General features: G+C 28.6%; 13 protein-coding genes. 3 read left to right on the forward strand and 10 right to left on the reverse strand.

The window, feature by feature from the left end; translation table 11 throughout:
• Positions 1-344 precede the first annotated feature (344 nt).
• Positions 345-890, forward strand: a complete 546-nt coding sequence (locus QMG63_RS05295) for a hypothetical protein (protein ID WP_281862378.1) — start codon at positions 345-347, stop codon at positions 888-890.
• 59 nt (positions 891-949) lie between these two features.
• On the opposite strand, the gene QMG63_RS05300 is transcribed toward QMG63_RS05295, so the two are convergent.
• The 6 genes from QMG63_RS05300 to QMG63_RS05325 all read right to left on the reverse strand — a co-directional run bounded on the left by QMG63_RS05300 (position 950) and on the right by QMG63_RS05325 (position 9,269).
• Positions 950-2,017, reverse strand: a complete 1,068-nt coding sequence (locus QMG63_RS05300; RefSeq protein ID WP_425592820.1) for a glycoside hydrolase family 3 N-terminal domain-containing protein — start codon at positions 2,015-2,017, stop codon at positions 950-952.
• The gene (locus tag QMG63_RS05305) at positions 1,980-3,434 is read right to left on the reverse strand and encodes a UTP--glucose-1-phosphate uridylyltransferase (RefSeq protein ID WP_281862382.1); all 1,455 of its coding nucleotides are present in this window, start codon (positions 3,432-3,434) and stop codon (positions 1,980-1,982) included. The genes QMG63_RS05300 and QMG63_RS05305 overlap by 38 nt, the downstream gene beginning before the upstream one ends.
• 231 nt (positions 3,435-3,665) lie before the next feature.
• Complete coding sequence (locus QMG63_RS05310) at positions 3,666-4,628, reverse strand: BTA121 domain-containing protein surface lipoprotein (RefSeq protein ID WP_281862384.1); 963 nt, start codon at positions 4,626-4,628, stop codon at positions 3,666-3,668.
• Between the two features lie 497 nt (positions 4,629-5,125).
• Positions 5,126-6,580 carry an IMP dehydrogenase gene (gene guaB, locus QMG63_RS05315; RefSeq protein WP_425592821.1) on the reverse strand — a complete coding sequence of 485 codons (1,455 nt, stop codon included), beginning with the start codon at positions 6,578-6,580 and terminating at the stop codon, positions 5,126-5,128.
• A gap of 22 nt (positions 6,581-6,602) precedes the next feature.
• Positions 6,603-8,141: a glutamine-hydrolyzing GMP synthase gene (gene guaA / locus QMG63_RS05320; RefSeq protein WP_281862388.1), complete on the reverse strand. Its 1,539-nt coding sequence runs from the start codon at positions 8,139-8,141 to the stop codon at positions 6,603-6,605.
• Between the two features lie 324 nt (positions 8,142-8,465).
• A complete protein-coding gene (locus tag QMG63_RS05325) occupies positions 8,466-9,269 on the reverse strand; it encodes a 5'-methylthioadenosine/adenosylhomocysteine nucleosidase (RefSeq protein WP_281862422.1) in 804 nt (267 codons plus the stop codon).
• A gap of 288 nt (positions 9,270-9,557) precedes the next feature.
• Between QMG63_RS05325 and ade the strand changes: the two genes are divergently transcribed.
• On the forward strand, positions 9,558-11,204 hold the full coding sequence (ade, locus tag QMG63_RS05330) for an adenine deaminase (protein WP_281862390.1): 1,647 nt from the start codon (positions 9,558-9,560) through the stop codon (positions 11,202-11,204).
• 287 nt (positions 11,205-11,491) lie between these two features.
• Here the strand turns inward: ade and QMG63_RS05335 are convergent, their stop codons facing one another.
• The 4 genes from QMG63_RS05335 to QMG63_RS05350 form a co-directional block, all read right to left on the reverse strand.
• The gene (locus QMG63_RS05335) at positions 11,492-12,316 is read right to left on the reverse strand and encodes a complement regulator-acquiring protein (protein WP_281862392.1); all 825 of its coding nucleotides are present in this window, start codon (positions 12,314-12,316) and stop codon (positions 11,492-11,494) included.
• Between the two features lie 572 nt (positions 12,317-12,888).
• Positions 12,889-14,244 carry an NCS2 family permease gene (locus tag QMG63_RS05340; protein ID WP_281862394.1) on the reverse strand — a complete coding sequence of 452 codons (1,356 nt, stop codon included), beginning with the start codon at positions 14,242-14,244 and terminating at the stop codon, positions 12,889-12,891.
• A 194-nt stretch (positions 14,245-14,438) separates the two neighbouring features.
• A complete protein-coding gene (locus QMG63_RS05345) occupies positions 14,439-14,840 on the reverse strand; it encodes a hypothetical protein (protein ID WP_281862395.1) in 402 nt (133 codons plus the stop codon).
• 88 nt (positions 14,841-14,928) lie between these two features.
• Positions 14,929-15,435: a hypothetical protein gene (locus tag QMG63_RS05350; RefSeq protein WP_281862396.1), complete on the reverse strand. Its 507-nt coding sequence runs from the start codon at positions 15,433-15,435 to the stop codon at positions 14,929-14,931.
• A 46-nt stretch (positions 15,436-15,481) separates the two neighbouring features.
• Between QMG63_RS05350 and QMG63_RS05355 the strand changes: the two genes are divergently transcribed.
• On the forward strand, positions 15,482-16,174 hold the full coding sequence (locus QMG63_RS05355; protein WP_281862397.1) for an ImmA/IrrE family metallo-endopeptidase: 693 nt from the start codon (positions 15,482-15,484) through the stop codon (positions 16,172-16,174).
• Positions 16,175-16,176: the final 2 nt, after the last annotated feature.

Here is a 16,176-nt window from a genome sequence, read left to right on the forward strand (position 1 = left end):
TATTTAATTGTTAATAGTATAAAATATAATATTATTACATCCTTCCCCATTTCATACAATACAAACAAGTAAAAACCATTTTTTATTCTTTAATAACATGTTACAATTTTTTACACACACAATGAAAAATTTAATACTTATATCACTACACTTGTTTATAATACATGCCCATGCATGGGGTGAAAAATTTAATACTTATATCACTACACTTGTTTATAATACATGCCCATGCATGGGGTGAAAAATTTAATACTTATATCACTACACTTGTTTATAATACATGCCCATGCATGGGGTGAAAAATTTAATACTTATATCACTACACTTGTTTATAATACATGCCCATGCATGGGGTGAAAAATTTAATACTTATATCACTACACTTGTTTATAATACATGCCCATGCATGGGGTGAAAAATTTAATAATGAAAATATAAAACCACTACAAATAGGCATTATTCAACACAATTATATAAATTTAACTCCTTATAATCAGCATTACAAATATTACGCTTTCATTGGAATAACCATGACTTATAATGAATGGATTGATTTCAATATCATCCCCATTAACTTTTATCCCCAAAATTCAACTTCATTCTCAAATGTCTATTTTACTCTATCTATTTCTTTTTATATATTGAAATATCAAATACATATATATTCTTTCATTATCAATATCTTAGTAGGTACTCAATTACCTATATCTCTTAGGACTTCTATTATTACTGGTGGAAATAATATCTCTGCTTTTCTTTTCCCGTCATTGCCTTTTGTCTCTCTTAAACTTAATATTCCAATTACTAATTTATTCTCTATCCTCTCTATATTTTCTTCTTCTCTACGTGAGTATTTTTTAGTCGATATAGCTATTAGCTTTCCTATCTAATTATAACAATACTTAGTCATTTTTAATAAACATTTCCTTTATACAAAACTTAAGAATATTTACTCTTCTACATTAAGTTTTTTAAACCCTTCTGGAATAAGCACAATATCAATACCTGAATTTAATGATTTCTTAATCGCATGCTCCAAACTAAAATTATTTACAATTGCCCCCATATCATACGCATCTGTCATGATAATACTAAAGATATTCAAATTATGTCTTATAATATCCACAATATCTTTTGACATACTACTTACATCTGCGGAAATCTTAGGAACAAGTACATGTCCAAGCATAATAAATTTTGCTTTCTTTCCAAAAAGAAATGGTATAAAATTATTTACCATTAAAAAATTTTTACTATAAGGTAATAAGGCCAAATCTTTATGGGTATCTACTTTTGTGCCTCCAAGTCCAGGAAAGTGCTTAACTACAGCAAAAACACCTTCCCTTTGTATCCCATCAATAAATGCCTCTACCATAAGACCAATATTATAAGATGAAGACCCAAAAGTTCTGCTACCTAAGGGGTTATTTGTAGCAAATTTAGCATCTGCTACAGGTGCCATATTTACATTGATACCAAGTCGTCTAAGCTGTTTGCCAAGAATTTCACCAATCTTATATGCAAGCTGAAAATCTCCAGTCTTTCCAACAGATTCCATAGCAGGAAAATTATAAACTCCCAATTTTTTATTCTCACTAGCTCTACTAACCAGTCCTCCTTCTTCATCAACAGCAATCAATATATCAGAACCAAGATGTCTCTTTATCTCTTCAATCAACTCTTTAGTTTGTTGTGCATCCTTAAAATTTTCTCTAAATAAAATAATTCCTACTGGATTTATCTCTCTTATTTCATCAAGTTTTTCTTTACTTAGTGCTTGCACAGCACTAGGATTAGCAACATTTCTAATGCCAATAAAAAAATAACGGCCCCTCAAAATGTTCTTAACATTAACTCTTCCTAAAAATTCATCAATATCTACAAGATCAAATTTATCATTTTCAAAATAATCATAATCTATATCGGGGATGGAGCCTAGTAAAACCAAACTAGAGAATAAAAAGCCAAATAACATAAATCTAAACATCCCACTTACCTCTCTTAAATACCAAATCATATTTATTCTTCAATGCATTATTAAGAGCATTATTTAAATATCTAGCAATATCAAAAATATTTCCCCAAAATTTATCATCCATGTAATTACTCATAATAAGTGTATCAACAAATAATTTTGCGGGCAGAAACCTATCTTCTCTATTAACCTCAAAAATTAATGGATTATCTACTATTTTTATAACTTCCCATGTTATTTGCTCAACTGCGGTATATCTACCAAACTCTTTATCCTGTTCAATAATTCTCATAGGCATATTTGATATTATTCTATCCATATTTTTTATCAAATATTCTAAATTAAAAAGACCTGTAGCACAATTAAACAAAATCCTATCACCTCTACATTCAGCCTTTAAGATAGCTTCTTTAGAAATAACACTACCAATATCAACACATGTTAAATGATTATCATCATCCAAGACTAAAACTCCACCTTTTGTATCTAGTGGAGTTTTAACACTAAATTCAAAACCTGAGGAACTATTAGTTATAGCCATTATGGCAAGAGCACGTAAATTAACAGTAAAACCAATATTATCAACATTACCAATATACACAAATCTTTTTCCAGAATTATAGAGTTTAAAATAAATATCTCTTAGAACTTTAAAATTTTGACCATGACCAGCCGGTAAAGCCAAAAAAGTTCTCTTGCCATTAGCACAATAGCTAAAATATTCATATTGACCATCATCTAATTTATTATAACAATAAACCAAAGGCTGAATCGCTGTCAAAATATCTGCACTTTGCAAACCACAAGAATTTAAATCTCTAATCAAACTATCATCAAAAATATTATCTAAAAAATTAGAAATCAGTTTATAAGTCCTAGAACTTGTCATCTGAAAAATCGAAGGCTTAATACTCTTACCATAAAGCTCATAATATCTCTTAGAGAGCACTAAAAGATGTCGTATTTTTAATGCTAAAAATGAAAATCCATAACTACCATCCCTATTAACATAGGCAGGTGTTATTCCCTTTGGCAAGTGCCCAAAAAACCCCCTAGCTTCAAGTATTTTATCTGCATATAAAGAATACAATTCCTCATTAAAATCTTTATTTTTCAGTATATCAAAATAACTAGTCGCACAACCCCCATTTAAAATACCAAATGAGAGATAAGGATAAAGCAATAATCCAAGTTTTTCTAGATCATCATCAGTAAAAACATAAAAATTACTTTCTGATGAAACCAAAAACCTTGTAAAATCATCAATATATTTTTTCAAATTATATTCAACAAGTTCCTTTTTAAACTTTAATTTAACAGAATTATTAGCAAGACTTAAAATACTGCCATGACTCTCATCGGGAAAATTTTTAACAGATATGCTTAAAGTTTTAAGTTTGTGCATATTAAGCATATCAAGTATTTTTTTAGAAAAAATTTCATCGATTACCTCATACATATCAAAACCTCATTTAAAGACAAGGTAAACAACAATTAACATATTATAAAAAGCGCTATTAAATAATGTCTATTGTAATAGAATATGTTACTATAATCATAATACTACAAATAAAGGCAAATATTAAATTAAAATATACTAATGAAAATGATTAATATTTTACATATCTAAATTAAAATTAAATAAATTAAAAACTAAAGCCTTAGATTTTAATCTAAGGCTTACTTCTCCTTAAGGATTAAGAATAGTCGCCTCATTTTTTATCTTATTAAACTCAGCATCGTAATTAACATTTACAATAGCTGCTCTATAAATATCATCAAGAGAAGACTTACTAAACACCTCTTTTATATGCAATGAGTAAGCAGCACTAAGAGTATCAAATCTATTTTGTAACTGTTGTTTTAAATGTTCATCTTTAACAAACTTTATAGCATCCTCAGCGTCTAATTGTGCTTTAACAGAATTTACATGAACTTTTATTATTTCTTTAACCTTAGTCAAACCCAAGCTACCAAATAAGAAAAAAACTCGTCCATGACTCTCATAAGTCTTGTAACCTTCTACCTTACCAATCAAAGGATTTACCAATATATTTAATATATATATCAATACTGTATTTTCATCAAAAGTAATACTTTTAGATGCAAAAACTTTTAAAACCTTTGTAATAGCTTTAACCTCATCTATAATTTCAATAAATTTAGTAATATAATTATCACCTATAACATTAACATACACATCATTAGGAATCAACTTATTAAATAACCCTTTTAAATGCATAGGATAGTTTTTTTTGTAATTATCTAACTTCTCTAGATAATTATCTTTATTTTCAGTAAAACTAATATTCTTGACAGCTACTAAGGCCTCTTCTTGCTTTTTTTGAACCTCTAAATAAACTGTTATCATTTCCTCAACCTTAGCAATACCTAAGTTATTTAACAAACTAAAAAAATCAGAATCAGTATACGTCCTATAATTTTCACTACTACCAATTTTAGGATGAGTGACTATAGTTCGTATACTTTGCACTGCTGCTTGTTCTTTCCTCAATAGTCTAGACGAATTTAAAAACTCATCAAGACTAAACTTTGGTGTTATTCCAGAATTATTACTATGGCTAGTTCCATGAAAATTACCCTGAAGCTTGTTTAAGGGTTTTAAATTACAACTTACAACCATCAATAACATTAATAATAATAATAATAATGATAATAAAACATTATGATATATTCTTTTCACCATTAAATATCTAGCCAATTTATAAATGAATCATTTATAAATCAAAATATCATCATAGAAATATGATGATCATATTAACATATAATTATATATATATGACAAGAAAAACAATTTATATTAACACTAAGTATTATAACTTGATTAAAACTGTCAATATGATATTTACATATGCTTAGCAATTGAATAAGTACTAATAATACTATAAACTTCAATATCATTCCAATTGTTAAACCTTAAAATTTTACATATTTACTAAAAACAGCAATTTATTATCCCAGTCAATAGCAATAAAAACTCTAATCCCATATAACAAAAAATTATTACAGAAGTTGCAGCTATAATAATAAACTATCAAAAGAAAGATGAACTTGACAAACACTCTCCTCTTCCTCTTAATACTAAAAATACTATAAAACCTTAGCATTCTTAAACATAATCAAATTATATTATTTGTTATTTTCAAAAACATCATGTGTATGGGCTTCTCTTAAAGAAGCAGAGCTTATTTTTACAAATTTAGCGTTTGTCTTTAATTCTAATATTGTTCCCACTCCCAAGTAACCCATTCCAGACATCAGACCTCCCTTTAATTGAAATATAATATCTTTTAATTTTCCAACATAAGGAACCATTCCTTCAATGCCTTCAGGAATCAATTTGCCAGGGAATTCTTTATTTTCAAATTGGAAATATCTTGATTTAGAGCCCCTAGCCATAGCAGAAAGAGACCCCATACCAACATAAACTTTAAATTTTTTTCCATCATAAATTATTTCCTCTGAAGGAGATTCATGAGCACCAGCAAAGAGATTGCCTATCATCACACTATCAGCTCCAGCTGCAATTGCTTTAACTATATCTCCTGAAAATCTAATTCCACCATCCGCTATAATACAAGTATTTGTATGTTTACAAGCTTCAAAAACATCATGAATGGCAGTTAACTGCGGTACTCCAACTCCTGCAACTATTCTTGTTGTACATATGCTCCCTGGACCTATTCCAACCTTCAAACAATCCGCTCCTGCATCAAGTAAATCAAGGGCTGCTTCCTTAGTTACTATATTACCTGCAATAACATCCAAATTTGGGTATTTATTTTTAATTTTCTTTACAAGCTCAATTACTCTCGTAGAATGTCCATGTGCAGAATCAATAGCAATTACATCAACATCCGATTTGACTAATTCTTCAACACGCTCTAAAGTATCAACATCAATAGAAACAGCGGCTCCTACTCTTAGCCTATTTTTCACATCTCTGCATGCATTAGGAAAATACTCTTGATGCTCCACATGATCTATGTCTTTACAGGTCATTAATCCTCTTAAATTGTTTGCCTCATCAACAATAAGTAGCTTTTCTATCTTATGTCTAAATAATATTTCTTTAGCTTCTGTTAACGTTATATCTTCTTTTGCTGTAATTAATTTTTTTGTCATTGCATTTATTATAGGAACATTATTATCCGTAATATATTTAATGTCTCTATTAGTTACTAGACCTAATATTTTACCTGTTTTATCTGTAACAGGCAATGCAGAGATCTTATGTTTTTTAATCAATATCTTAGCTTCCTGTACATTTGCATTCTCATCAATAGTGATAGGATTTTTTATAATTCCGGTCCGGTGATAAACCTTTACTATTTCCACTTCTTTCCTTTGAGCTTCAATGGTGAGATTTTTATGTATAATTCCTATTCCACCTTCTTTAGCCATAGCTATTGCCATTCGGCTTTCTGTAACCGTATCCATGGCTGAGCTTAAAAAAGGTATATTTAAAGATATATTCTTTGTTAACTTTGTCTTTAAATCAACATCACTAGGTAATACAGATGATTTTCTAGGAATTAAAGAAACATCATCAAAAGTCAAAGCCTCTTTTATTACTTTCTCTATCAATCACTTCTCCTTATTTTTATTATTCCCACTCTATTGTTGCTGGGGGCTTAGAAGAAATATCATAACAAACTCTATTTATACCTCTGACTTCATTAGTTATTCTTGAAGAAACTTTTCTTAAAAAATCATAAGGTAATTCAACCCAATTAGCAGTCATAAAGTCTAAAGTATTAACACATCGAATAACAGCTGTATATTCATATGTTCTGTTATCCCCCATCACTCCAACAGATTTTACAGGCAATAAAACTACAAATGCTTGCCTTATCTTATAATATAAATTATTTGCCAAAAGCTCTTCTATTAAAATACTATCAGCTCCCTGAAGAATATTAATTTTTTCTTGAGAGATCTTACCAAGTATTCTTATGGCCAATCCTGGACCTGGGAATGGATGTCTATAAAGAACATTTTCTTCAATCCCTAATTGAATTCCCAATTGGATTACTTCATCCTTAAAAAGCTCTCTTAACGGTTCTAAAAGTTTTAATCTAATTTTTTCTGGAAGGCCCCCTACATTATGATGTGATTTGATATGTAATGAAAAAACATTGTTCACCGATTCAGACTCAATTACATCTGAATAAATCGTTCCTTGTGCCAAAAATTCTACATCTTTGTCTTCTAATGCTACCTTTTCAAAAACCTCTACAAATGTTTTTCCTATGATTTTTCTTTTCTCTTCAGGTTCATCTATATTTTCTAAATTCTTCAAAAATATTGAAGAAGAATCAACATATTTTATGTTTAAATTGTACTGTCTACCAAGTTCTAATATATCCCTAACTTCATTTTTGCGCAACAAACCAGTATCTATAAAAACACAGATTAAATTACTTTTTATTGCATTATTTATTAATAATGCACATACTAAAGAATCTGTTCCACCAGATAGTCCCAAAATTACTTTCTTATCACCTACTTGAAGTCTTATTTTTTCCACAAAATCATCTATGCTATTACTTAAATTCCAGTTCACCTGAGCTTGGCAAATTTTAAAAACAAAATTTTTAAGTATTTGCTTACCAACCTCTAAACAAGTTACCTCTGGATGAAATTGTAATCCATAAATTTTTTGCTCCTCATTAAATACAGAAGCAATACAAGTTTCAGTATAAGCTATTTGTTTGAAATTGCTTGGAACCTTTTCAATATTGTCTCCATGACTCATCATTACTTTTAACTTATTGGAAAGACCAAAAAATAAATTAGATTGATTATCTTCGATAAATAGTTCAGTATTACCAAATTCTTGCTTATCGCATTTAGAAATTACGCCCCCAAACAATTTAATGATTAGCTGCATTCCATAACATATCCCTAAAATCGGTACACCTAAGCTAAAAATATTAATGTCCACAGTAGGAGCTCCGTCAAGATAAACAGAAGCAGGTCCTCCGCTTAAAATTATCCCCACAGGATACATATCCTTAATCTCTTCTGCAGAAATAGAATATGCAATGACTATTGTATAAACACCCATCTCTCTAATTTTTCTCGCAATCAGTTGACTATACTGAGAGCCAAAATCTAATACAACCACCGCACCACTATTCACTATAAATTCCTTAAAAAATTAGTTTTACTCATAAACTTAAAAAAGATAATCTTATCAAACTTATCAAGTTTAACAATCAAACCAACTGATTATGCAATGTACATAATAAGACAAGACAAAATTCATACCTATAATCCTTAAATAAGGATAGGCAAAAACTCATTTGCCTTATCAATCTATTACCCAAATAGACAAGTTAACAAATTCATTAACTATTAATTTGTATAAGATATTTTATACTAACATCCTGTTATAAACAACTTTATGTTAACTAACTTAGAAAGTTAAATTATCATTATTCATAACCATCAAATGACCTAATAATTAGAGTAATTTCAAGATCTCCTGTACCATGTTAGCCGCATTCACTGTTGCCAATTTAAGAAATTCGTTGTATTCAACTTCATTGCCCTCATTATTTACAATATCAGATATAGATCTAACAACTATAAAAGGAACATTAAAGACATGTGCAACATGTCCCAATGCCGCACCCTCCATCTCTACAGCTATAACATCCTCAAAGTTTGCCACAATTTTTGTCAAATAAACTGGATCAACAAATTGATCTCCTGTTAATATTAATCCTGAATATCCATTAACACCTTTAAGCTTTGTTTTAATAGCTTTTAAAGCCTTCTCAAGCAAATTTCTATCACTACTAAATTTCTGAGGTAATTCTGGGACCTGTCCAACTTTATGTCCAAATTTAATCAAATCAAAATCATGATAAGCCACCTCTGAAGATACTATTATATCGCCTACCTTAAGATTACTTACCTTAGGGTTAATAACCCCACCAGCAACACCACAATTAATTACATGGCTTATATTATATTTTGACAAAAGATAACTAGTCCATAGGCTTGTATTTACCTTTCCAATACCCACAACAGCAGAAATAACATTGCGATTAGATATCTTGCCTTTAACGATTTTTTTCTTAAGCCCATAATCCTTCAATACTATCTCTTCTTTACGAGACATAAGCTTATTCAACTCATCAGCTTCAGAATCCATAGCAAACACTACTAAGACACTACTATTTTTATTAGAAATAGCATATCCATTGAAACAAACTAATAAAAAAATTAATAACTTAAACACCAAATATTTATGATTACACATAAGTGCAAAATCCTCCATTGCTTCACAAAAATTGCTAATAACTGTAATACTTAACACTATTTCCTAATTTTTCAATCAAAATCTTACCTTTTTTTTAAAAAATATTAATTTTAACATAAAAATTACACTAAATACAATGAAAATCAACAAAAGAACTACACACCTTATATTCTAGAAAGATATAAACTAAATATATTGGTGTTAAAATTTTTTGAATTTAATATATATTAATATAGCAAATATTTCAGTAACATATTATAAAAAAAGAATTATCTTAAAGGACAACTAATGAATTTATTACTAATTAAAGCAAATTACATCGATATTTTGAATAAAGAAATTTACCCTTCTCATATAACAATAAAAAATGGTACCATTTTCAACATAGAAAGAACTAATGAATCTTTAAAAGACTATGTATTACCAGGATTTATTGATTCTCACATACATATAGAAAGTTCCTTGCTTATTCCATCACATTTTGCTCATTTAGTAGTTCAACATGGAACCGTATCTACAATAAGCGATCCCCATGAAATAGCAAATGTCAATGGTATTGATGGTATTAATTTCATGATAAAAAATTCCAATAAAATTGATTTCAAAATTTTTTTTGGTGCACCCTCTTGTGTTCCATCTTTGCCTTTAGAAATTGAAACTTCCGGTCACGTCTTGGATGATCAAGATGTAGATAAGCTACTGGAAATAGATAATATCTATTATCTAGCTGAGATGATGAATTGTCCTGGTGTACTCAATAGAGATCCCAAAGTAATGAACAAAATTCATTCTGCTTTGAAGCGTAAAAAAGTTGTCGACGGACATGCACCCGGTTTATCACAAGAATCAGTTTTAAAGTACGCATCTGCAGGAATTAGTACCGATCATGAATGCTCAACAATAAAAGATGCACGATATAAGTTATCTTTAGGCATGAAAATCTTAATTAGAGAAGGCAGTGCGGCTAAAAATTTTGAAGCTTTACACCCTCTAATTAGTGAATGTTCAGGAAAATACCTAGATCATTTAATGTTTTGTTGTGATGACGCACATCCTGATATCTTGCTTAACGGGCATATAAACTTAATGGTTGCACGTGCTATAGAATATGGTCATGATTTTTTCGACGTTTTGAAAATAGGTTGTATTAACCCTGTTATGCACTATAAAATCCCAGTTGGATTACTACGAGTTGGGGATCCTGCTGATTTTATTATTACTAAAGATCTAAAAACATTTAAAGTAGACAAAACTTACATAAATGGTAAATTAGTATTTAGTGATGGTAAATCATATATCCCGCTACTAAATGAAAATCCTATCAACAATTTCAATTGCAGCAAAAAATCAATTGAAGACTTTAAATTTTCTACACAAAGTAAAACTATACCAACAATTAATTGCATTAATAATCAAATTATCACTAATAAAACCATGACTGACAGTAATCTATTAGCACCAAACTTTGAATCAAACATCAGTAAAGACATTTTAAAAATAGCAGTAATAAATCGATATAACAATCACAACAAAATATCGATAGGTTTTATAAAAAATTTTGGACTCAAAAATGGAGCTATTGGAAGTACAGTTGCTCATGACTCTCACAATATTATAGTTCTTGGTACTAGTGATAAATATTTATGCAAAGCAGCAAATCTCATTATTGAGAATAAAGGGGGTTTATGTGCTTTAAATAACCAAGATACCTTAATATTAAAATTGCCAATTGCGGGTTTAATGAGCATGAACCCACCCAAGGAAGTTGCTTCAAAATACATTCAACTAAATAATTTTTGTAGGAACGTTTTAGGTTCTAATTTAGATTCTCCCTTAATGACATTATCTTTCATGTCATTAACGGTAATTCCTCACTTAAAAATCAATGACAAAGGACTGTTTGATGTTGACTCTTTTTCATTTTTAAATTTTTAAACTAACCAAACAAAAAACAATACTCTAAAACAAAAAGAAGAGTGTTATGAGAGCTAATAATTGCTACTCCTATAATATCAAGTTACCTAAATTGACAATTAGATCACCCATTTATGGTTAAATTATCTCATAAACAATGTTTACAGCATCACTGCAAACATTATTAAATAATAAAGCATCAAAAGTAACAACAAAAAAACAAGTGGGACTTGAAATTTTTACATCAATCTTTGCAAAATAATTTTATAAATTCAACAAAAATCTATTATTTTCAGTCTCAACAAACATTAAGATATCAATTCCAAAATCGCAGCAACCAACATTCCAACTTTTTTCATTTGTTCTAATAAAGACTTAAATCGTTGATTTATGAAATGATTAAACTCTTCTAACATAAACTCTGTTCCTTTAAAATTTCTATTCATAAAATAAATAATTTCATCCACTCCAGCATTCCACGTCTTCTTTAGAGACAAAATCCATTCAAGATTTGATTTAATATAATCTAAATCTCTAATAGACATAGCCAACAACATATCTCTTTTAAAATTTATAATTTCCATTAAATATTCAAGCTCTGATTGATATTCATAAGATACCACACTAAAAACTAAGTTTAAAATATCAACAACTCCACTAAGATTTATTTTAGCAAAACATCTCCCTAAACCCTCAAACTTACGCTCATCATAATCAAGTGATGCATAAAATCTTCTTCTATACAGTTTGCCGCATACTGAATAAGAAGACCCCAAAACAAATTTATCTTTACTACAGATAATGTAACTAAAAGGTAAACCATAAAAATTATGAGGTTCACTCATGATTTTTAATTCAGAATATTTGATCTTGTCAATTTCTTTAGATATCAAATCAATTATTTCTAATCGCAAATTAAAGATTGTCTCATTTGAAGAAGTTTTTTTCTTCACTTTTACCTTAACAGTATTTTTAACAAGATTACTACTTTTGTTTTTTTTAACTCCAATTCCCTTTGAAACATACTTCCCATATCCATTATCTATATCAGACTTACCTATATCATGTCCCTTAACATCACAAGCTATAAGTATAAACCCTACAATTGACAAGACAAACAAATATTCCTTCATAAAAATTCCCCTTGTCATTAAAATGATGATATTATATCAAATATAAATTAATATCAGCTATTAAATTATACAATATGTTAAATTAGATTTAAATACAGAAAAAAAACCTTAAAAATTGTTCTAATAAAAAAGAGCTAATAAAAAAACTCAGGGATATAAACTAAAAACAAAAACTTACAATCGGCTTTAAACAGTGATATTAACTTAATAATATGCAAATCAAAAATTAACAAAATATATTTACATATTTACTTATATACAAGTCAAAAAGGCAATAAGTATTTGGTCTATTAAAAATAATTTAATTTTTATTCTAGTAATTTTCTATGCTCTTACCCAGAAAAAATTAACGTTAAAACATTAATATGAAAAAATATATCTATCAATATAATAATCAAATCGATGAGATTATAAACCAGTAAACTCAAGAGAAAAGCAATAAAACTATAAACCATTGATATATCTATAAAATTATTAAATTCAATTCCATAAATTATGATCTAGGAATAAAAGACAACAAAGAACAACACTAAAAAATATTTGATCTCAGATATAACAATAGAATAAACAATTTAATGAGAAAATACTAACTTTAAAATAAAAACACAAAATAATAAAAGCATGGTGGGAGCGATTTTTACACTTTCTTTGGTAAATAAACTATGCAATACATTTATAATAACATAAAAAATTATCCCAATTCCTATTCCTGAAGCTATACTATAAGTCAAAGGAATCAAAAACAATATCAAAAAGCTTGGAATAGCTTCTCTCATATTTGAAAAATCTATATTCTTTATTTCTTTACACATAAAAAATCCCACATATATTAAAGCAGCTGAAGTTGCACTAGACGGAACAGCAATAAATAAAGGTGCAAAAAATACTGCCAATAAAAACAAAATACCTGTTACAACTGATGTTAAACCTGTTCTTCCACCCTCAGCTATACCTGTAGAACTCTCGACATAAGTAGTTACAGGAGAGACCCCCATAATTGCTCCAAAAGTGGTAGCAATAGCATCAACTAGTAATATTTTACTAGCATTACGTATCTTACCCGTATTATCAGTCAAATCTCCCTTTGAAGCAACACCTACCAAGGTGCCAACAGTATCAAATAGATCATTAAATAACAAAATAAATACTATAAAAACAAAATTCCAAAAATTTTCACCTAAAATATAAGAAAAGTTTAATTTATTAAATATAGGCGCAATTGATTCATATCTTAAAACACCATCTGGCAATCTAATTCCTATACTCACCGCAGCTTCTCTATCAACAAGCGCATAGCACCATGCCATTAAAGTAGTTATACAAATTGATAATAATATACTGCCCCTAACCATTTTAAGTTCAAAAATAAATATGGCAATAATACCTAACAAGGTAAGGAAAACCTTTAAATTTTTAATATTCCCAAGACCAATTAATGTAGCTTCGTTCCTAACAATTATTTCACTATTTACAAAACCAATAAAGGCAATAAATAATCCTATCCCAACAGTAATAGCACATCTTAAATTCACCGGCATAGCATTTACAATGCTCTCACGTGCCCCAGATAAAGATAAAATAATAAAAATAATACCTTCAACAAAAACTGCTCCCAAAGCTACTTCCCAAGGTATATTCATACCTTTAACAACAGAAAATGCAAAAAATGCATTAATTCCCATTCCAGAAGCCAATGCCAAAGGAGTATTAGTAAAAACCCCCATAAAAATAGTAGCAAACCCAGCTGTTAAACATGTCGCTGTTACCAAGGCTCCCAAAGGCATACCTGCACTAGAGAGTATATAAGGATTAACAACTATTATATACGCCATGCTTAAAAATGTTGTAAGCCCAGCTATAATCTCTGTCTTATAATCAAGACTATTATTTTTAATCTGTGACATTAATGTCTCTCTACCTTTACTCAAAAAAATAACTCCTCCTTCCAGACAATTTTTATTGTATAAGAAAACCAAAATTAATACTATGATCACCAATAATTAACACTAATATCATAAAAAACAAACTAAAATAACATCAAAAAAACATGCACAGATTTAAAATTTGTACTAATTAAATGAAATTACATTCCTTTAGAACTCGTATCCTCGTATCATATATATTATGGGCTAACCTTATTATTTTGAAGTGAAATATCTTCACTATCGGGCCGATGTGAAAAAACAATAGTTTTAAGAACTTTACCAAAACTGTTTACAATAAAAAATTTTCCAGTCTTAATAAGCTCCAAGTATACTTTTAAAGAAACATCCTTACCAACACTAAAGAAAGTCTGAATATATTCATCACCAATTCTTTTATAACGCCCAAGTAAAAACGAAGCCACTATGTCATTACCACATTGCAAAAACAGTGGTTCTTTATATCTTAAATTAAATTTGCCAGAAATAGTAAAATAATGCCTTAAAGAAACCTTATTTTCATCAAAAATTAACCTAACATATTTCGAATTTCTACTTAACCCATGAATGTTCTCAAACTCAATAGTTGCACAAGAAAACATTAAGAAAATAAAACAGTAAAAAATAATATACCTATTAGAAAATTTTGTCATAAATTTACTGTAAATTTTTACACAAAAACACAATCTACTATAAAATATTATTTTCAAGGGCATATCTTAAAGTATCTCGGGTACTCTCAAAATCAACATCAATAAATTTAGCGTCATATTCAAAAGTCCCTCTAGTCCACACTTGATAAGAATGATCATCTAAAACAAAAGATAAACTTCTGTATGGCTTAAGAGCCCTTAAGATAAGATCAGCATTACTTTTATCAATATCAACATACAAGAACCTAAAATTCCCAATGCTAACCACCTTAGAAATATTAACATAACCAATATAGTTATCATCTTGAATTAATTTTAAATAACCACTATCAAAATTTAACTTCGAATCCAAAACAACATTCAAAAACACAGAAAAATCATTAGTCAATTTATCCCTCTTTATATAGATTTGACTATTTGGATAAAAATAAAGGAAGTAATTAGCTCTCTCAATTTTGTCAAATTTTTCATCTAAAAAGTCATGTACATTTAAGGTTTTACATGAAAAAAAAAACAAAACAAATAAGAAAAAACTATATCTCATAATTAAATTATATTATACAATACTAGAAGGAGAATGTTTATATTGAATGAAATCCAATAATTTTAGCTCATATATTAAAGCCCCTTATATTTATTCTGATTATATAATCTCAAAATATGCTGTATTACTAATCCCAGTACCAATCATAAAGATTGCAATAGGAGAAGGACTTAAAGTATTTGAAATTTCATTTGAAGACAAATACAAAAATTTTGCCGGATACATCAAACCAAACAAAAAAACTATATATATAAACGAAACAATGAATCTACAAAACAAAAGATTTGCAATAGCACAACAACTCGGCCATTATCTAATGCATAAATATCAAGTTTTTAATCCATCAAAGAGAACAGATACGATTAATACTCAAGATAACCAAATGACAATAGAAGCCAACACATTTGCAACAAACTTATTAATCCCAACTACTACTTTAAAACTAAAAGTATTTCAATACAAATCGATAAAATATCCTCAAAAAGTAATGGCAAAAGAATTTCAAGTATCTGAAAATATAATACACTTTAAGTTAAGCATGCTTAACGAGATTCACAGACTTGAGAAAGAAAACAAGATACAAAAAAAACTAAAAGTTAAGCAAATAGATAGAGCAAGGGCTAAGGAGCTTTTACTGCAAAATGTAGATAATCTAAAAGAATCAATAGCTATAGATTTAGAAAAAAGAGAAAACACAAGAAAAGAAAGCATAAAAAAAATCTTCGAAGAATTAGAATAAAT

Source organism: Candidatus Borrelia fainii (genome assembly GCF_027925085.1).
Lineage (GTDB): Bacteria > Spirochaetota > Spirochaetia > Borreliales > Borreliaceae > Borrelia > Borrelia turicatae.